We start from the raw sequence: 19,293 nt of genomic DNA on the forward strand, positions 1-19,293 counted from the left end.
ATTGGTATAAAGAACGAATTTCCTCTTAGTACAACATTTGCACTTCTTTTAGATTGTATTCACAAATACTGTCATCTTCCAAAAAAATCTGAAGTTTGCCTATTGAAGAAACTCCTTTTATAATTCCCATAAAATTACTTTCATTTTCATCTGTAAACGCCGTTGGAACACCTATTTTAAATAATTCACTGGTATATTCTTCCCATAAATCAGAAGCTGTTGCATTATAATCAGCTATCATTTTTTCCATTTCAATTACGATTCCCAATAGAATTTCTTCTTTATCAAAAAAGGAATCGCAAATCAATGCTAATGATGACGCTCTGGGCAAATTTTCAAATTGCATTTGATTTACATTCAACCCAAGTCCGACAATCGAGGTAATCGCTCCAGTTCCTTTTATGCTATTCTCAATCAATATGCCACCAATTTTCTTATTTGCTGACATAATGTCGTTTGGCCATTTTACACTTAATTCAGGAATATTGTACTTTTTTAGGGTTCGAATTACAGCTAATGAAACCACTACATTTAGGTTAAAAACCGTCTCATTATCAAACAAAAAATCCTTAATCAAAACACTCATTATAAGGTTTTTACCAGACTCAGAATCCCACTTAGCCCCCATCTGCCCCTTCCCTTTCAATTGATTCTCTGCGGTAACTGCAGTAAAATTTTGAACGTCTTGTTTGTTCGATAAACCTTTTAGAAACTCATTCGTAGAATCTATGGCATCGAGTTTGATTAGCTTCATGTGTACTATTTTTTGTAAAACATAATTTAATATTATGTTAAGGTTCAAAATTAATCACAAAAAATGGTAACTTTACAAACTTATATAAAAAAATAAATGGCGAAAAAGACTATAAACAATGATGTTCTATTGGCGAACATTATAAAAGGGATAGAAGAAGTAAAAGGAAGTGATATCGATGTTTTAGACTTAAGAGAAATAGACACAGCAGTTTGCGACTATTTCATCATATGCAATGGTAACTCAAACACTCAAGTGAATGCTATTGTCAACTCTATTCAAAAAACAGTTTCTAAAGATTTAAAAGACAAACCTTGGCATGTTGAAGGTTCTGATGTAGCAGAATGGGTATTGATGGACTATGTTCACATTGTAGTACATGTATTCCAAAAACACATCCGTGAATATTACAACATTGAAAGTCTTTGGGGTGATGCTAAAATCACTAAAATCGAAAACAAATATTAAAGAAATAATCTTCTAATGGCTAAAGAGAATAATCCAAATTCAAATAAATTCAAAGTAAGTCCTTGGTTAGTTTACACTGCAATACTATTAATTTTTTTAGGAATAAGTTTTGCAACTGGTGGATCTAGCTTTCAAGAACCTGCTCAATTAACTTCTTCTAAGTTTAATTCTTATTTAGAAAAAGGACAAATTGAAAAAGTAATTGTTTACAATAAAAATGAAGCTGAAGTTTATTTAAGCTCGAAAGCTTTAAGCGACCCAGAACATAAAAAAGTATCAAAAGACGTATTGGACAGACCTAACAAAGGTCCTCATTATTCATTTGACATTGGTAATGATCAAATTTTTCAAACCAAATTAGAAAAAGCAGTTGCTGAAGGGAAATTAAAAGATTTTAATTTTTTACAAAAAAGCAACTGGACAGATCTTTTTGTAAGTCTCTTACCAATTATTATCATTATCGGTGTTTGGATTTTTATTATGCGAAAAATGTCTGGTGGGCCAGGTGGCGGAGGTGGACAAATTTTCAATATTGGAAAATCTAAAGCCAAACTTTTTGATGAAAAGACAGACATCAAAACGACTTTCAAAGACGTAGCCGGTTTAGAAGGTGCAAAAGAAGAAATACAAGAAATTGTAGAATTTCTTAAAAACCCTGAAAAATATACCAATTTAGGAGGTAAAATTCCAAAAGGAGCTCTACTTGTAGGACCTCCAGGAACTGGTAAAACATTATTAGCTAAAGCTGTAGCTGGCGAAGCTCAAGTACCATTCTTCTCTTTATCAGGTTCTGATTTTGTTGAAATGTTTGTTGGTGTTGGTGCTTCAAGAGTACGTGATCTTTTCAAACAAGCTAAAGAAAAATCTCCTGCCATTATTTTCATTGATGAAATTGACGCTGTTGGTAGAGCTAGAGGAAAAAGCAATATGTCTGGTGGAAATGATGAAAGAGAAAACACATTAAACCAATTATTGACTGAAATGGATGGTTTCGGAACCAATTCAAATGTAATTGTTTTGGCAGCAACAAATAGAGCTGATGTCTTGGACAAAGCCTTAATGCGCGCTGGTCGTTTTGACAGACAAATCTTTGTTGACTTACCAGACATTCGTGAGAGAGCCGAAATTTTCTTAGTACACCTTGCTCCTTTGAAAAAAGTTGAAGGATTGGATACCGACTTTTTAGCCAAACAAACTCCAGGTTTTTCTGGTGCTGATATTGCCAATGTTTGTAACGAAGCTGCATTAATTGCCGCTAGAAACAATAAAGAAGCAGTAGATAAACAAGATTTCTTAGACGCAGTAGATCGTATTGTAGGAGGACTTGAAAAGAAAAACAAAATCATTACTCCGGAGGAAAAAAGAGCTATCGCCATTCACGAAGCGGGTCACGCCACTGTCAGCTGGATGCTTGAACACGCTGCTCCATTGATTAAAGTAACTATCGTCCCTCGTGGACAAAGTCTTGGTGCTGCTTGGTATCTTCCAGAAGAACGTTTAATTGTTCGCACAGATCAAATGCTTGACGAAATGTGTGCTACTATGGGTGGTAGAGCTGCAGAAAAAGTAACTTTTAACAGAATATCTACTGGTGCATTAAGCGATTTGGAAAAAGTCACAAAACAAGCTAGAGCCATGGTTACTGTTTATGGTTTAAATGAAAAAATTGGAAATGTTACTTACTACGATTCTAGCGGTCAAAGTGAATATAGCTTCTCTAAACCTTATTCTGATGAAACTGCCAAAGTAATTGACAAAGAAATTTCAGATCTTATCGAAAGTCAATACCAAAGAGCAATAACGATTCTGGAAGAAAATAAAGATAAATTAGAACAACTAGCTTCAATCTTAATCGAAAAAGAAGTTATTTTCAAAGACGACTTAGAAACTATTTTTGGAAAAAGAACTTTCGACAAAAACCTCGGTGAAGTAGTATCGTAATTACATAAAATACACAAATATTTAAAATCTTAATTCAAAACCCTGTTTTGAATTAAGATTTTTTTATCTTTGAACGTTTTCAAGTAACACAAAACGATTATTAACAAATTATGAATCTTTTTAAAAAATTATTTGGTTCTAACGACCCGTCTTCAGATGAAGCTAGAAGCGGCAATTCAGACCGACCAAATCCAGATATTAATTCCCCTTTGGATGAGCAATTTATCTATAATTTCAAAAGGAATGGGGGTAAATTTTTATACTGTGAAAACTTAAATGAAGTAAAAGAACATTTTGAAAATATACTTGAAGAAAATGATTGGTTTGAAAGTGAAGCTCTATGCTATGAACCAAAACTGCACTTTTTGTTAGATGAAAACAAACTCACTTACGGTCAAAGCATAAACCCTAAATTTTTATTGTCGAGTTGTGAAAACCTTGTAGCTGAAGAAGGTTCCATTCTATTTTCATCAAATCAAATCAAACAAAAAAAACCTAATGACTTACCTACTAACATTATTATTTTGGCCAATACAAGTCAGATAATAGAAGGTAAAAGTGATGGACTTAGTGCAATTAGAAGAAAATACTTGACAGAAATCCCAACAAATATCACCACAATAAAATATTTTGAAAAAGCAAAAGAGGAAGATTTCACTCAATACGGAAGCTCAGCCAAAAACTTATATTTATTGCTTTTAGAAGATCTTTAAAATGAATGAAACACTAAAAAGATCAATATCTGGAGCCATTTATATTTTGTTATTAATAGCTTCAATACAATACTCTATAGAAACATTTTTTATTCTATTTGGAGTTTTTTTATTGATAGCGGTAATGGAATTTTGCAATTTAGTTCACTTAAACAAAATTGCCCCTATTGCAATTGCCATTATATTTTACTTGCTTTTTTATAAAATTGCTATAGCAGCAAAGACAGACGGCCTTTTTTATATATTACGCTACAGTAAGAACTTTGATTTGGCGGTACTTTTTTTATCACTCATTGTTTCCTTAAAATGCATTGTATTTTTATTTGATAATAAAAATTTAAAAGTGGATAGTTTTTCGAAATTTGCTTATCTAATTGGATACATTATCTTACCCTTTATTATTATCACAAAAATACCTTTCGGAATAAAAGGCTACAATCCAAATATACTAATCAGTATTTTTATTTTAATATGGACCAATGATACTTTTGCCTATTTAGTTGGCAAAACTTTTGGAAAGCATAAATTATTTGAAAGAATTTCTCCCAAAAAAACCATCGAAGGATTTTTAGGAGGAATTGGATTTGCATTAATTGGCAGTTATTTTATCTCAAAATACTTTTTAATGCTCCCTGAAAAAAACACCTATATTTGGATTATAATCGCCTTAATAGTAGGTATTTTTGGAACAATAGGAGATTTGGTTGAATCCAAATTCAAACGAATTTCAGAAAAAAAAGATAGTGGAAACATAATGCCTGGCCATGGAGGTATACTAGATCGACTAGATAGTGTTATCTTTGTAGCACCAATAATATTTTTATTTTATCAAATTTTAAGTTATGTTTCATAAAGAAGGAACTCAAAGTATTTTATTAGGCACAATTTTTACTGCTGTCGTTTGTTTAGCATCAGATTATTTTATTCAAACAGATTGGATTAAAATGACTATTGAAATAGCCGCCTTATTGCTATTAATCATCATTTTGCAATTTTTTAGAAATCCAAAAAGAACGGTTGAAATAAATGAGAATCATATTATTGCTCCTGTAGATGGGAAAGTTGTTGTTATAGAAGAGGTTTTTGAAGCTGAATATTTTAAAGACAAAAGAATTCAAGTTTCTATATTTATGTCCCCTATAAACGTTCACGTTACACGCTATGCATTAAGTGGTATTGTAAAATTCAGCAAATATCATCCTGGCAAATTCTTGGTAGCTTGGCATCCAAAAGCAAGTGAGGAAAATGAAAGAACCACTGTTGTGGTAGAAAATAAAACTTTTGGTGCAATACTGTACCGTCAAATTGCTGGTGCCTTAGCCAGACGTATTGTTAATTATGCCCAAGAAGGAATGCAAGTAGTGCAAGGTACCGATGCTGGTTTTATTAAATTTGGTTCAAGAGTGGATATTTTCTTACCAATAGGTACTCCAATTAATGTGGTACTTGACCAAAAAGCAATTGGAGGAAAAACTATAATTGCAATTAAATCTTAAATGATTGAAAAAGATTTAGATAAACAATTTCAGGAAGCAGTTGAAATCGCTTCGTTTATGACTCAAGCATCTTTACCACAAGATGTCCAGCTACGTCTTTATGCCTATTACAAGCATGCAACGTTTGACAAAACCAAGTTTACAGTTATGGATAATTCTGATTTAAGAAATGCATTCAAAACCAACGCTTGGATTCAAATCAGTCATCTTACGCAAGACGAAGCCAAACAACAATATATTGAACTAATTCATTCCTTAATAAAGTAATTGTATAATTCTGATGAAAAAAAATACTTTTCTAATAGCTAATATACTTTTTGTTTCGGTTTTAATTTCTTGCAATGAAAAAAAACTAACCGAAGTTGTAGAAGTTCCTTTACCCACGGTACAAGAAAAAATTACTATAGGTAATCCAAATGATTTAAAAGCAGATGAAGGTGCCTTTCAATTGGAAAAACTTCCTTTTGGTTATGATGCTCTATCACCTGATTTATCAGCTTTGACATTAGAATCCCATTATAAAAATTATTTATATTACACCAACAGTCTAAACAAAACTGTTGCAGGAACAGACAAAGAAAATCTAAGCATAGAAAACATACTTATAAAACTAGATATCAACGACCCTATATTACGCAATAATGCAGGAGGATATTACAACCATAGTTTATACTTTAAAACTATTGGACCAAAAGCTGGTGGTGAACCAATAGACACATTAGCGTCCAAGATTACTAAAGATTTTGGTTCCTTTTCAAATTTCAGAACCGTATTTAAAGAGACCGCTACTAAACAATTTGGATCGGGTTGGGTTTGGCTCGTAGTTGACAAAACTGGAGTTCTTCAATTATCAACCACACAAGATCAAGATAATCCATTGATGACGTATGCTCCTGTTGTTGGATTTCACGGAACACCTATTTTAGGAATTGACCTTTGGGAACATGCCTATTTTATGGATTACCAATACAAAAAGAAAAATTACATCGATGACTTTTTCAACATAATAAATTGGGAAAAAGTAAACGAAAATTATAAAGCTACTTTTAAAAAGTAGAGCATAAAAAAACTGAGGTAAAATTAAATTTCACCTCAGTTTTTTTTTATACAAATAAGAATCTTTAGTATTTGTATTTCTTATTGAAATTCTCTCAGATATTTATAAAATGGTATTGCTCAATACAACAATATCCATTGGCTTTACCTGAACCTCTTTCATTGCTTTCTTTGTGAATACATCTTTATATTCTCCTTTGTTAAGAATTGTGTTCTTGAAATTTACATTTTTATTACTTCTATTCAAAATAACAATCACTTCTTGTGTACCAATTTTGCGGACAAAAGCATATGTTTTATCAGCATCATTTATTTCAATGGTTGTGAAGCTTCCTTTTTTAATTGCATCATACTTATTACGCAAACCAATAAATTTTTTGTACCAATTAAATAAATCAGCATTAAAATCTACTTTATCAGCTTCGTGCTTACTTTGGTTTGGATTGAATGTTTCTGAATCATATTTTTTATCTGCCCAAACCATCGGTTTACGACAATCAGGATCATTACTACCCCACATACCGCATTCGTCACCATAATAAATCATAGGCGAACCCAAATACAATATTTGAAACGCAGCAATTAGTTTTTGCTTTTGTAATTGTTCCGCATTAGGCTTACGAGCATTATATTCGGCATTAGAACTTTTCTGACTCCAGTTAAAATAATCACCCCAGTCGCCAAACTTTTTCCCATCTGGATTTGCTACAGAACTACCGATTCTGGTGGCATCGTGACTATCAACTAAATTTTGCATATTCATTGCAACACCTTCACCAAAGCCTTCTCTTAATTCCTTTAATTGAGTATCAAACTGTGTAACAGTAGAAGCTTTTGCATCCTGAACAAAAAAATCGTGCACTGCAAAAGAAAAATTATAGTTCATTGTTGCATCGAATTCATCTCCGCTTAAATACGGTTTGGTCTTGTCTATTGTATAAACCAATTCAGCAGTCAAATATGCTTCATTATTAATTGATTTTACCCATTTTCTCCAATCTTTCCAAAAAGGATGACCCACACAAAAAGCAACATCCAAACGCCAACCATCAATTCCATATTGCGTTCCCTTATTCATCGGGTTCATCCAACGTTTGGTAGCATCAAAAATATATTGCTTAGGTCCAGACACAATTCCATTACTATCTTCTTTTAACTCAGGTAACGTTTTTACACCATACCAGCCTTCATATTCAAACTTTGCCCCTTTGGTATCATCTTTCCAACTTTTAACAGAAAACCAATCTTTATAGGCTGAAGCTTCTTGATTTTTTTCAACATCTCGAAATGCAAAACTATTTACCCCCAAGTGATTGAACACCCCATCAAATATGATATACATTTTTCTTTTGTGGACCTCTTCAATAAGCTTTAATGCTAGTAAATCTGCTTTTGTCCAAACCCATTTTTCAGGATTCAAAGGATCTTCTTTTTCTATTAATTTTATATCTCCTTCTGGATCTGGACCAAATGTTGGGTCGACGTGATGATAACATAATGCATCATATTTATGAGAAGAAGGTGACCAAAAAATAGGATTCATATAAATAGCATTAACCCCCAATGATTGCAGGTAATCCAACTTATCTATAACACCTTGCAAATCTCCGCCATAGCGTCTACGCTGGATATTATAAAAAACATCTTTACCATTTTTCTGCTCGTATGGTTGTAGTTCATACCAATCACTAGTCCAAGGATGAATTTGAAAATTAGAAGTAGTGTCAAAAGGGAAAGCCCCATTTTGATCTTCCACTTTTGGATCATTTGAAGGATCACCATTATAAAAACGTTCTGGAAATATTTGATACCATACTACTCCTTTACTCCAATTTGGCGTAAAATCTACTTGTGCAAAAGATGGCAAAAACATTAAAAGGAATAAACTTAATGCAACTGTATTTTTCATTTACTTATTTTATTAAAAATTTATTTTACAATGCTTAACTCATAAATAAATGACTCTAAAGGCTTAATCGAAACAGAAGCCTTTCCTTCTCCATTTTCAACTTGTAATTGCACCTCACTTTTTCCATACAATTGGTCTTTTATCGTATAACTTCCGTCTTTCAAATTCCATTTGTTAATAATATCAGAAGGAATTTTTAGCTCAAAATTATTTGAAGCTTCTGAAGAGAAATTAGTCAAAACTATTAATTTTTGATTATCTGACCAACGCACGAAAGAATATACATGATTAGGATTGTACCCTAGTCCTGCGTTACGATTTACTTCTTGAAGGTCTTGAAACTGCCCCATCACTGCCGAACTTTTTGCTGAAAAATTGAGCAATCTTTTATAAAAATCACGCAATTCTTTTTCGCTTTGCGATAATTTTCCACCATCAAATGCACCGTCATTCATCCATCGCTGATGATTTGGTACTCCCACATAATCAAAAATAGATGTTCTGGAATGAGAACCAAAACCACCATTTTCATTTCCTGCCTCTCCTACTTCTTGACCAAAATAAATCATAATTGGAGCCGATGTTATTATCGCAGAAACAACCATCATTGGTTTTCCTTTTTCAGCAGAACCAGCGAATTCAGGACTTGCTAATCGCTGTTCATCGTGATTATCCAAAAACTTCAACATATGTACATCAATATCAGCTAAACCACTTTGAATGTACGAAAGTCCATCTGGCGGAGTTTTTCCTTGAATAATATCTTTCAATTTGTCATAAGTCTCAACTTTATCATACAAATAATCCATTTTGCCCAAATGGATATAGTTGCGATATTCTTTCGGGTTATAAACTTCAGCCATTAAGAAGGCATCAGGATTTGCATTTTTTATTGCCGAGTTCATATAACTCCAGAACTCATAAGGAACCATTTCGGCCATATCGAATCGAAAACCATCAACACCTTTGATTGTCCAGTACAAAGCAATATCCCTAAATTTAATCCAAGAACTAGGTACGTTTTTGTCTTTCCAAAAATCAAAATGTTCTTTAGACGATAATTTATCATAGCCAGCCGGCAATTCAGGAAAATCTTTTGAACCATCAGGACGAATACCATAATTCACCTTAACAGTTTCATACCAATCATTTTTGTCCGGTTTTGCCAATCGGGAACCATTTCCAGTCCATTTTGCAGGATTTTCATTGAATTTCCCGTCAATAAGCGGATTGCTTTCTCCGTTTAAAGGCTTATCAGCATCAGGTACTTGGAAAGATGTATTTGGGATGTAATAAAAATTATTATCTCTTTTATATTCAACGGTAACATCATCATCAGCACCAAAATCTCTTACTCCTTTCGGGTTGCTTTTTCCTTCATATTTACGAGCAACATGATTGGGAACTATATCAATAATTACTTTAAGATTTGCCTTGTGGGTTCTTTTAATTAAAGCTTCGAATTCTTCCAAACGTTTTTCAGGATTGACAGCCAAATCAGGGTTTACATTATAATAATCTTTTACTGCATAAGGTGAACCAGCTCTTCCTTTTACCACTTCTGGATCATCATTAGAAACTCCAATTGCACTATAATCCCTTATAACAGCATGATGCGGAACGCCTGTGTACCAGATATGGGTAGCGCCTAAATCTTTCACTTCATGAAGCGCTTTATCTGTAAAATCATTAAACTTCCCAACTCCATTTTCTTCAATAGTTCCCCACGGTTTGTTGGTTGTGTTTTTATTTCCAAACAACCGAGTAAAAACTTGATAAACTACAGCTTTATTTCCTGAAACGGATTCTTTCTTTTGTACACTCATTTTTACATCTTTAGTTTTACAAGCAGTCACCATAAGTAAAACACTTACTCCTGCCATTACTATTTTTTTTGTGATCATTTTTTTAAATTATAAAAAATTAAAAATATACGATTGATAACTTCCTTGTATTAATATCAATTCATAAAATTAACGCTTTTTTCAAAAAAACAGCATCCAAAACCCATTGTTAAGGTTTGGTTAACACATCACAAAACCACTACAACGTGGTAGTTAATCCCTTTGTTTATAAATATTTTACTCTTTTAATTTTCTTATTTAATCCTGTTAACAAACTTTTACAACCCTTAGTGCGATTATTACTATTTTTTTTGAATGATAGCAAAAAAATAAAATGCTCTTTTTTTGCCCCGATAGCAGTGAAAATCCTTATAAGCCGGAGTTCGGCTTATAAGATTGTAATGGATAGCGGGACGATGCTGACAAAAAAACCAAAAAATTTCTGCTCCAAAAATTAATTAATAGAACTCAGATTATAAATAAATCCTAATATATAAGGGGTTTGTCGCATTTTTCATAAATTTACAAAAAAATTAAGACCATTGAAGAAATCTTTAAATTTCATTATCTACTGCCTAGCATTTCTTTGTGCAAACCTTGTTTTGGCACAAGCTCCCAAAAAAATACATATTGAACAGTCTGACTTTGCCGATGTCGATAAAGATAAATTTCCAGATGCTCTTTTGCTTACTGGAAATGTTCGAGTTAGCCACGACGGTGTCATTTTAACTTGTAATAAAGCATATTTTTTTCAAAAAGAAAATTATTTGAAAGCTTTTGGAAATGTACAATTGGTACAGGGTGATACTCTGTATTTGAACAGTAATTATGCCGAATACAGTGGTGAATTGAAAAAAGCATTTGCAACCGGAAATGCTGTCATGAGTTCTCCAGATGCTACTTTGGCCACAGACACAATCAATTTTGATCGAAACATACAAGAAGTATATTACAACACAAACGGAACTATTGTTAATAAAGACAATACCTTGAAAAGTAAGTCTGGAAGATATTATGTGACTCAGAAAAAATTTCAGTTTCTGACTGCAGTAACGCTTACGAACAAAACATATGAAATCAAATCCAATCATTTGGATTATTTCAGTAATTCAGGACACTCGTACCTTTTTGGTCCATCAACCATAACTAGTAAAACCAATTATATTTACACCGAAAAAGGATTCTACGACACCAAAAAAAATCTGGCTCATTTTATAGACAAATCCTATATCAAATATGACGATCGAGTGATAAAAGGCGATAGTTTGTATTACGATCGAAATAAAGAGTTTGCATCAGCAACACGAAATGTAAAAATAACCGATTCTATTAATCGGGGAGTAATTCGTGGCCATTATGCCGAATTATACAAAAAGAAAGATTCCATGTTTGTGACCAAAAGAGCATTAGCCGTTAATTTTGTCGATAACGACTCGGTTTATATTCATGGTAAAAAGCTCATGGTTACCGGAAAAGAAGGAGATCGAATCATTCGCGCTTTCAATAATGTACGCTTTTACAAAACTGATATGAGCGGAAAATGCGATTCTATTCATTCCAGTTCCAAAATAGGATTAACAAAATTGATTGGAAGCCCAATATTGTGGAATGGAGAAAATCAAATTACAGGCGATGTGATGCACCTTATTGGAGACAAAAAAACTCAAAAACTGGATTCTCTCAAAGTACTCAACAACACTTTCCTAGTCTCGAAGGACACTCTTGGAACCGGATTTAACCAGACAAAAGGGCAAAACCTTTTTGGAAAATTTCAAGAAGGAAAACTCCATGATGTTGATATCATAAAAAATGCAGAAGTCATTTATTACATGCGGAATGATGCCAAAGAACTCATTGGTATTAACAAAAATGTAAGCAGTAGAATCAATATTCTTTTTGATAAAAACACAGTAGAAACCATCACCTTTTTCAAGCAAGTGGATGGTGATATTTATCCCGAAGCTGAATTGCCCGAAAATGCAAGAACACTCAGGGGGCTCAAATGGCGTGGAGACGAAAGGATAAAATCCAAAGACGACGTTTTTAGCAAAGAAGAAGATGCTGAAGAACTCAAAGTCATTGAAGCCACAACAAAAGACAAGGCTAAAAAAGCTGTCCCAATGAAAATCCGAAAGGAAACATTGAATTACGACAAGAAGAACTCGAAAAAGTAATCAGTCGTTAGATTTAAGATAGCAGACTTTAGATTGCAGATTTAAACTTAAACGATTAAACTTTTAACAATTAAACTTTCAAAAAAAGTGAATCCCGATTTCATAAAATACCAAGCACAAACTTCACCTTACCCATTGGGTATGGAAGTTTCACATGCTATAGGCTCCTATATTTTTGATACAAATAACAAAAAATATCTAGACTTTGTCGCAGGTGTTTCGGCTTGTACTCTTGGACATCAAAACAAGAGAGTGAATGATGCCATAAAGGATCAATTAGACAAATATTCACATGTTATGGTTTATGGTGAATATTCCCAAAGCCCAGCAGTTGAGTATTGCAAATTAATAGCTTCACTCCTACCCGCACCTTTAGACAAAACATATTTAGTCAATTCAGGTACCGAAGGTATTGAAGGCGCCTTAAAACTAGCCAAAAGAACAACAGGAAGAAGCCAGCTGATTTCATGCCACAACGCCTATCATGGCAACACAATGGGATCCATGAGTGTTATGGGATTCGAGGAACGCAAACAAGCTTTTCGTCCATTGCTTCCGGATGTCGATTTTATTACTTTCAATAACGAAGATGATTTACAAAAAATAACTACCAAAACTGCTGGAATCATATTAGAAACGATTCAAGGAGGTGCTGGTTTTATTGAGCCACATAATGATTTTCTAAAAAAAGTAAGAGCACGATGCACCGAAGTAGGTGCAATGATGATACTCGACGAAATCCAACCAGGATTTGGAAGAACCGGGAAACTTTTCGGATTTCAAAATTACGATGTTATACCAGACATTGTTGTTATGGGAAAAGGAATGGGAGGCGGAATGCCTGTAGGTGCTTTCACAGCATCATCTGCAATGATGGATTTATTGACTGAAAATCCAAAATTAGGTCACATCACGACTTTTGGAGGTCACCCTGTCATTGCGTCAGCTTGTTTGGCTACTTTGAAAGAATTAACTGAAACCAACATCATGACAGAGGCTTTAGAGAAAGAAAAACTCTTTAGATCACTTTTGGTACATCCTTTGATACAAGAAATAAGAGGAAAAGGATTGATGCTTGCTGCTATGACAGCGAGCGCTGACATCACGAATGAAGTGATTCTAAAATGTCAAGACAGAGGTTTAATTTTATTTTGGTTGCTTTTTGAAGGATGCGCGATTAGAATAACACCACCTCTTACTATTTCCGAAGAAGAAATCAGGGAAGGCTGCGCAATAATTCTTGAAGTAATGAATGAGATGATGAGTTAAGATTAATGCTTTTTAGATTTTTAAAATTGTAATTATCATTGAAAAACCTGTTAATTAAATTGTTCACAACAAATAAAATTCTTCCTCATTTCAACAATACGTTTTCCTAATTTTATTTTAGGATAATTTAAAAACACACAGTATGCAATTAAGCAACGAAGAAGAAGAGTATAACTTATCCCTATCCAAATTTGAGTCCATGTTGAAAACCAACAAAGTACTCTTTTTTGACTCCGAAGAATTTGAAGAAATCATTCTTCATTACCTCGATATGGGCAAGTCAGCATTGGCAAAGAAAGCCTTAAAATTAGCTCTGGAACAACACCCAAGATCCAGTGGACTTAAATTAGTTCAAGTAGAAATGCTCATTTATGACGATAAACTCGAAATAGCAGAAAAGCTATTGAATGAGCTTTATGCTATCGAACCCACAAACGAAGAAATTTATATTCAAAAAGCCAATATTTGCTCTAAAAGGGATCAGCATGAAAAAGCAGTAGAAATGCTTAAGATTGCTTTAGAATACACTGATGACTATGCCGATGTTTACAACTTAATCGGTATGGAATATCTTTTTATGGACAATCTAGAGTTGGCCAAAGAAAGTTTCATTAAATGTCTAGAAGAAGATTTTGAAGATCAATCAGCATTATACAATGTAGTTTATTGTTATGAATTTTTGGATCAAAACCAAGAAGCTATATTGTATTTAAATAAATACATTGACAAAAATCCATATAGCGAAATTGCTTGGCATCAACTAGGCCGTTTGTACTATGGAGTAAAAGAATACGAAAGTGCCATACGTGCTTTCGATTATGCAACTCTTATAGACGAGGAATTCCTTGGTGCTTTTATGGAAAAAGCAAAAGCATTGGAACGTCTAAAAAAGTATGATCTTGCCATTGAAAGCTACAATCGAACAATCGAATTGGACGATGCAACGTCCTATGCTTTGCTTCGAATAGGAAAGTGTTATGAAAAATTAGGCAACAAAGTTTTAGCTCTTAAATATTTCAACAAAACGGTACATGAAGACCCACTTTTAGACAAAGGCTGGATTGCGATTACCGATTTTTATGTACGTCAAAAAAACTTCCAAAAAGCATTATTTTTTGTCAATAAAGCTCTAGCGATTGACAACCAAAATAAATTGTATTGGAAACGATTTGCAGCTATCAATAAACAAATGAACTTGTTTGAAGAAGCCGAATTTGGATATAGAAAAGCAGTAGAATTTGGTGATTATCAACTTGACACTTGGTTGTTTTGGGTTGACATTTTACAGTTTTTAGGAGAATTCGAAAGTGCAATTCAAACATTATTACAAGCATCTGAGTACTTCCCAGAAGAAAACGAAGTAGAATATCGTTTGGCTGGATTGTATTTTATGATTTCGGACAATATCAAAGCAAAATTTCACTTGAGCAATGCTTTGCGTCTGAATTATGATAATTACATCTTATTGGAAGACTTATTCCCTGTAGTTTGGGAAAAAAAAATGGTGCGAAATTATATTGACAAACATAAAAAACAATAATGATTGAAGTTTTAAAAAAACGTTTTGGTTTATTAGGCCGTAATATCAGTTATTCATTTTCAAAAGGATATTTTACAGAAAAATTTAGCAAAGAACATTTTGAAGGTTGTACTTATGAAAATTTTGACATTCCCGAAATCAATAATTTCACTGAATTAAAGGAAAACAACACCGATCTTAATGGACTAAACGTTACTATTCCTTACAAAGAATCTGTGATTCCTTTTTTGGATAAACTATCAAAAAATGCCAAACAAATTGGAGCCGTAAATACTATAAAATTCACTAAAAAAGGAAAACTAAAAGGATACAATACAGATTATTACGGTTTCAAAAAATCTCTTGAACCACTATTGCAACCGCATCATAAAAAAGCACTTATTCTTGGAACAGGAGGTGCTTCAAAGGGAGTTGCTTTTGCATTAGATCAATTGGACATCACTTACATTTTCGTATCCCGTGAAGCTAAGGAAAACTGTATTGATTACAGCCTAATCAATGCCACAACCTTTGATAACTACCAAATCATAATCAATTGTACTCCGGTGGGAACAACCCCAAATGTGGATTTATTTCCGCTTATTCCTTATGAATTCTTTACCGAGAAACATATTGCATACGACTTGATTTACAATCCAGCCGAAACCCAATTCCTTAACAAAGCCAAAGCGCAAGGTGCTCAAATTAAAAACGGTTTAGATATGCTCATTTTTCAGGCCGAGAAAGCTTGGAAAATTTGGAATAAATAAAAGACTGCTCATTTAAATAACTAAAGCCCTCAAATGAAATAATTCTTTTGAGGGCTTTATATTTAATGTCTTGTCTTTAAAAAAAGTAGCTGTAAAATCAAAAAACAAGTCAACAAACTAGAAAGAATTCAAATTACACTATTTATATATGAATTTTCTGAATATTTAGATTATAATCAAAAGTTTTATTTTGTATTTTGGCGCACCTTTACTATCTTTCGCATTCAAAAAAATAAAAACCTTATACATTTACAAAATGTTAGAAGAAAAGAACGATAACCTGTCTCTAAAAGATACTGAGATAGATGGAAAAACAGTCAATGAATTGCAAGAAACAATTCAATCAGAAGCGTCTGTAATAACAGAAAGTGAAATCAGTGATGCTGTAGCAGAAGAAAATACGGTAAACCCCGTTTCTGAAACAGTAATTTCGAATGAAAACGGAACAGACGAAAAGCAAAACGTGATTGACGCCATAGCAGAAACAAATGCTGAAGAAAGTGAAGATGAAACGTTAAAAGAACGTCATGATATTCCAATGCTCGATTATGATGCATTACCTATGGAAACACTTGTAAGTGAATTGAAAAATTTGGTTACAAATGAAAAAGTAATGTCTATTAAAGAGCATGTTGAAGAAATTCGAAAAGCATTTTTAGCCAAATACAATCACCTTATAGAAGAAAAAAGAGAAGAATTCAATCAGGAAAATCAAGATCCAAACGAGGAATTTCAATATCATTCACCACTAAAATCAAAGTTCGATCAATATTACACGATCTACAAAGACAATAAAAATGTACACTTCAAAAGTTTACAATCCAATTTAAAATCCAATTTGGAGATTCGATTGGCAATTGTAGAAGAACTTAAAGAATTAATCAATCCACAAGCAAACATAAAAGACACCTTAAATCATTTCAATGAATTAAGAGAAAGATGGAAAAATGCTGGTGCAATTCCAAAAGACAAATACAATCACGTTTGGAATAATTATCATTTTCACGTTGAAAATTTTTATGATTATTTGCACCTTGACAGAGAAGCAAGAGATATTGATTTCAAATACAATCTAGAACAAAAGCAAAAAATCGTTGCTCGTGTTGAGGAATTATTAAAAGAAGCAGACATCAATAAAGCTTTCAGAGAACTTCAAGATTTACACCGCATTTGGAAAGAGGATATTGGTCCTGTTTCAAGAGAACATCGCGATGAAATTTGGAACCAATTTAGTGAACTAACAAAAAAAATGCATGATAAGCGTGAAGTATTGTTCGAAAACTTAAGAGGAACCGAGCTTGAAAACTTAGAAAAGAAAAAAGAAATTATTGCCAAAATTGAAGTTTTAGCTACCGAAAAAGTAAATGCACATTCACAATGGCTAGCTCAGATTGAAAAAGTAGAAGCTTTACGTACTGAATTTTTCTCAGCAGGAAAAGTACCTGCAGATGTTAACGAAGCTACTTGGGCAACATTCAAAACAGCCGTTAGAAATTTTAATAGCTTTAAAAATTCTTTTTACAAAGACATCAAAAAAGACCAAAACGACAACCTTAACAAAAAAATTGCTTTGGTTAAGAAAGCCAAAGAATTACAGGAAAGTGTTGATTTTGCAAGTACCACTCCTATAATGAAGCAAATTCAGGAAGATTGGAAAAAAATTGGTCATGTTCCAAGAAAATACTCTGATAAAATTTGGAACGAATTTAGAGAAGCATGTAATCACTATTTCGATAAATTAAAAGAACATAAAAGTGTTGAAAACGTTGACGAAGTAGAAGCTTTTGACAAGAAAAAAGCTTATTTGGAAACGTTGAGAGAATTTCAATTGACTGGAGATCACAAAACCGATTTAGACGGTATCAAATTGCATATCGAAACTTGGAAAAACTTTGGTAAAGTTCCTTTCCCAAGAAGACATATCGAAGGTAAATTCAATAAAATTCTTGATGCTTTATTCGAAAAATTAAGCTTAAGCAAAAAAGATACCGAAATGATGCGTTTCTCTAACAGAATGGAGAATCTTTCTGAAAGCAACGATACTCGAAAAATTGATAACGAGAAGATTTTCTTGATGCGTAAAATTGAAGAAGTACAAAATGAAATTTTCCAACTAGAGAATAACATTCAGTTTTTCACCAATACAAAAAATGCGAAAAAAGAAAATTCAATTGTATTGGAAGTTAGAAAAAACATTGCTATCCACAAAGAAAGCCTAGATGTTTGGAAAGAAAAACTAAGACAGTTGAGAAATTTAAACATTGAATAAGTATAAATTCACAAATTAATACTAAGCCTCAAACCTTAATCAGTTTGAGGCTTTTTTTATTAAAACATACAATTTTAACTTTCATTTACCATAATAGCTTCGCTAATCAAAAGCCTATTCTCTACATTTGCAACATGGGAAAATTTTGGAAATTTATTGTATTTGCAGGGCTACTGATTCAGTTCGGTTTTGCCTATAGCGTAAATCACGATGCAAATTTTTTTCCAAAAAAGAATAGTAGTACTGCATTCAGCAAAGAAAACATAAGTGTTTCTCACTTCGTTCAGCCTAGTATTGAAAGAAGTAATCCTGACCTAAAACACAACAACCGTATCCCAGTTAACATAGGGGGCACTAATACAGAACTCCCATTATTTTCCAGTTTTAAAGAAAATAACCTTAAAATAGTTCTATCAGACCAAGACATCGACCGATGTAGAAAAGTCTCGATTTTACTTTTCCCTTTCCATTATTTTTGGTGATTTAATATCATGATTCCTTCTTATAAAAGTTAGAATAACTTTTAGCCTTCTTGATTCCATCTGAGTCAAGAAAAAAAATCATTATATATAATTCAAAAATAAAAGAAATGGACACATCCGTAACCATAATAGGTCTTATAATCACAGTATTAATAAGTATTCCACTAACTTTAGTCTTTCGTTCCAACATAATGAATAGAACAAAAATAAAAGAGATAAAGAAACAACACAGTCGAAACAATCACTACAACTTTGAATTAACCGAAACACAGAACAAAAAAATTCTGTCTATAGATCAAAAAAATAAAGGCTTTTTATTTATTGATTTCAGCTATAAAAAAGAAGACGTTTATTTTGTGGATTTATCAAACATTCTTCTGTGCAATCTACTGGAAACTACTAAAAGTAAATTAGGAACCATGGATAAAGTCGAAATAGAACTGGTTCATAAAAACACGATGAAGAAAGAAATGATTCCGATTTACAATATCGAAAATCATTATTTAGACTTCAATTGTTTATTTGAAGATCATAAACTGGCAAAAAAATGGGTCAGTTTAATTAATGAAAGTTTATAAAAACTCCACAAAGAGGTTCTCGCGGACCTCTTTGTTTATTTATAGTAACTT

General features: G+C 32.7%; 16 protein-coding genes. 13 read left to right on the forward strand and 3 right to left on the reverse strand.

Annotation, left to right across the window (positions count from 1 at the left end; genetic code table 11):
- Positions 1 to 25: 25 nt before the first annotated feature.
- Positions 26 to 754, reverse strand: a complete 729-nt coding sequence (locus J2W95_RS13570; RefSeq protein ID WP_310007905.1) for a biotin--[acetyl-CoA-carboxylase] ligase — start codon at positions 752 to 754, stop codon at positions 26 to 28.
- Positions 755 to 850: 96 nt separating this feature from the next.
- Here J2W95_RS13570 and rsfS point away from each other — a divergent pair, with 96 nt between their 5' ends.
- The 7 genes from rsfS (at position 851) to J2W95_RS13605 (ending at position 6,429) form a co-directional block, all read left to right on the forward strand.
- Positions 851 to 1,222, forward strand: a complete 372-nt coding sequence (rsfS, locus tag J2W95_RS13575; protein WP_310007907.1) for a ribosome silencing factor — start codon at positions 851 to 853, stop codon at positions 1,220 to 1,222.
- Positions 1,223 to 1,237: 15 nt separating this feature from the next.
- A complete protein-coding gene (ftsH, locus tag J2W95_RS13580; protein WP_310007909.1) occupies positions 1,238 to 3,163 on the forward strand; it encodes an ATP-dependent zinc metalloprotease FtsH in 1,926 nt (641 codons plus the stop codon).
- Positions 3,164 to 3,273: 110 nt separating this feature from the next.
- Positions 3,274 to 3,876, forward strand: a complete 603-nt coding sequence (locus J2W95_RS13585; RefSeq protein ID WP_310007911.1) for an LUD domain-containing protein — start codon at positions 3,274 to 3,276, stop codon at positions 3,874 to 3,876.
- 1 nt (position 3,877) lies between these two features.
- The gene (locus tag J2W95_RS13590; protein WP_310007913.1) at positions 3,878 to 4,729 is read left to right on the forward strand and encodes a phosphatidate cytidylyltransferase; all 852 of its coding nucleotides are present in this window, start codon (positions 3,878 to 3,880) and stop codon (positions 4,727 to 4,729) included.
- Positions 4,719 to 5,372 (forward strand): phosphatidylserine decarboxylase family protein, encoded by a 654-nt coding sequence (locus J2W95_RS13595; RefSeq protein ID WP_310007916.1) that lies wholly within the window; start codon positions 4,719 to 4,721, stop codon positions 5,370 to 5,372. The genes J2W95_RS13590 and J2W95_RS13595 overlap by 11 nt, the downstream gene beginning before the upstream one ends.
- Positions 5,373 to 5,639 (forward strand): acyl-CoA-binding protein, encoded by a 267-nt coding sequence (locus J2W95_RS13600; RefSeq protein ID WP_310007918.1) that lies wholly within the window; start codon positions 5,373 to 5,375, stop codon positions 5,637 to 5,639. It abuts the gene before it with no gap.
- A 13-nt stretch (positions 5,640 to 5,652) separates the two neighbouring features.
- The gene (locus tag J2W95_RS13605; protein WP_310007921.1) at positions 5,653 to 6,429 is read left to right on the forward strand and encodes a superoxide dismutase; all 777 of its coding nucleotides are present in this window, start codon (positions 5,653 to 5,655) and stop codon (positions 6,427 to 6,429) included.
- Between the two features lie 102 nt (positions 6,430 to 6,531).
- On the opposite strand, the gene J2W95_RS13610 is transcribed toward J2W95_RS13605, so the two are convergent.
- Together J2W95_RS13610 and J2W95_RS13615 are read right to left on the reverse strand one after the other, a co-directional pair.
- A complete protein-coding gene (locus tag J2W95_RS13610) occupies positions 6,532 to 8,337 on the reverse strand; it encodes a glycoside hydrolase family 13 protein (protein WP_310007923.1) in 1,806 nt (601 codons plus the stop codon).
- Positions 8,338 to 8,357: 20 nt separating this feature from the next.
- Complete coding sequence (locus J2W95_RS13615; protein WP_310007925.1) at positions 8,358 to 10,241, reverse strand: alpha-amylase family glycosyl hydrolase; 1,884 nt, start codon at positions 10,239 to 10,241, stop codon at positions 8,358 to 8,360.
- Positions 10,242 to 10,723: 482 nt separating this feature from the next.
- On the opposite strand from J2W95_RS13615, the gene J2W95_RS13620 reads away from it, so the two are divergent.
- The 6 genes from J2W95_RS13620 to J2W95_RS13645 all read left to right on the forward strand — a co-directional run bounded on the left by J2W95_RS13620 (position 10,724) and on the right by J2W95_RS13645 (position 19,242).
- Positions 10,724 to 12,355 (forward strand): OstA-like protein, encoded by a 1,632-nt coding sequence (locus J2W95_RS13620; protein ID WP_310007927.1) that lies wholly within the window; start codon positions 10,724 to 10,726, stop codon positions 12,353 to 12,355.
- A gap of 87 nt (positions 12,356 to 12,442) precedes the next feature.
- Positions 12,443 to 13,624: an aspartate aminotransferase family protein gene (locus J2W95_RS13625; protein ID WP_310007929.1), complete on the forward strand. Its 1,182-nt coding sequence runs from the start codon at positions 12,443 to 12,445 to the stop codon at positions 13,622 to 13,624.
- 142 nt (positions 13,625 to 13,766) lie between these two features.
- A complete protein-coding gene (locus J2W95_RS13630) occupies positions 13,767 to 15,164 on the forward strand; it encodes a tetratricopeptide repeat protein (RefSeq protein ID WP_310007931.1) in 1,398 nt (465 codons plus the stop codon).
- Complete coding sequence (locus J2W95_RS13635) at positions 15,164 to 15,913, forward strand: shikimate dehydrogenase family protein (RefSeq protein WP_310007932.1); 750 nt, start codon at positions 15,164 to 15,166, stop codon at positions 15,911 to 15,913. The genes J2W95_RS13630 and J2W95_RS13635 overlap by 1 nt, the downstream gene beginning before the upstream one ends.
- A gap of 256 nt (positions 15,914 to 16,169) precedes the next feature.
- Positions 16,170 to 18,182 carry a DUF349 domain-containing protein gene (locus tag J2W95_RS13640; RefSeq protein WP_310007934.1) on the forward strand — a complete coding sequence of 671 codons (2,013 nt, stop codon included), beginning with the start codon at positions 16,170 to 16,172 and terminating at the stop codon, positions 18,180 to 18,182.
- Positions 18,183 to 18,771: 589 nt separating this feature from the next.
- Positions 18,772 to 19,242 carry a hypothetical protein gene (locus J2W95_RS13645; protein WP_310007936.1) on the forward strand — a complete coding sequence of 157 codons (471 nt, stop codon included), beginning with the start codon at positions 18,772 to 18,774 and terminating at the stop codon, positions 19,240 to 19,242.
- Positions 19,243 to 19,293: the final 51 nt, after the last annotated feature.

The sequence above is a fragment of the Flavobacterium granuli genome, from assembly GCF_031456055.1.
GTDB classification, from domain to species: domain Bacteria; phylum Bacteroidota; class Bacteroidia; order Flavobacteriales; family Flavobacteriaceae; genus Flavobacterium; species Flavobacterium granuli_A.

Bases quoted from the DNA above. Each gene is read 5' to 3' on its own strand.
- J2W95_RS13635 (WP_310007932.1), top strand. From the start codon at position 15,164: ATGATTGAAGTTTTAAAAAAACGTTTTGGTTTATTAGGCCGTAATATC.
- J2W95_RS13595 (WP_310007916.1), top strand. From the start codon at position 4,719: ATGTTTCATAAAGAAGGAACTCAAAGTATTTTATTAGGCACAATTTTT.
- J2W95_RS13570 (WP_310007905.1), bottom strand. From the start codon at position 754: ATGAAGCTAATCAAACTCGATGCCATAGATTCTACGAATGAGTTTCTA.
- J2W95_RS13600 (WP_310007918.1), top strand. From the start codon at position 5,373: ATGATTGAAAAAGATTTAGATAAACAATTTCAGGAAGCAGTTGAAATC.
- J2W95_RS13590 (WP_310007913.1), top strand. From the start codon at position 3,878: ATGAATGAAACACTAAAAAGATCAATATCTGGAGCCATTTATATTTTG.
- rsfS (WP_310007907.1), top strand. From the start codon at position 851: ATGGCGAAAAAGACTATAAACAATGATGTTCTATTGGCGAACATTATA.
- J2W95_RS13610 (WP_310007923.1), bottom strand. From the start codon at position 8,337: ATGAAAAATACAGTTGCATTAAGTTTATTCCTTTTAATGTTTTTGCCA.
- J2W95_RS13630 (WP_310007931.1), top strand. From the start codon at position 13,767: ATGCAATTAAGCAACGAAGAAGAAGAGTATAACTTATCCCTATCCAAA.
- J2W95_RS13615 (WP_310007925.1), bottom strand. From the start codon at position 10,241: ATGATCACAAAAAAAATAGTAATGGCAGGAGTAAGTGTTTTACTTATG.
- ftsH (WP_310007909.1), top strand. From the start codon at position 1,238: ATGGCTAAAGAGAATAATCCAAATTCAAATAAATTCAAAGTAAGTCCT.
- J2W95_RS13605 (WP_310007921.1), top strand. From the start codon at position 5,653: ATGAAAAAAAATACTTTTCTAATAGCTAATATACTTTTTGTTTCGGTT.
- J2W95_RS13640 (WP_310007934.1), top strand. From the start codon at position 16,170: ATGTTAGAAGAAAAGAACGATAACCTGTCTCTAAAAGATACTGAGATA.
- J2W95_RS13585 (WP_310007911.1), top strand. From the start codon at position 3,274: ATGAATCTTTTTAAAAAATTATTTGGTTCTAACGACCCGTCTTCAGAT.
- J2W95_RS13645 (WP_310007936.1), top strand. From the start codon at position 18,772: ATGGACACATCCGTAACCATAATAGGTCTTATAATCACAGTATTAATA.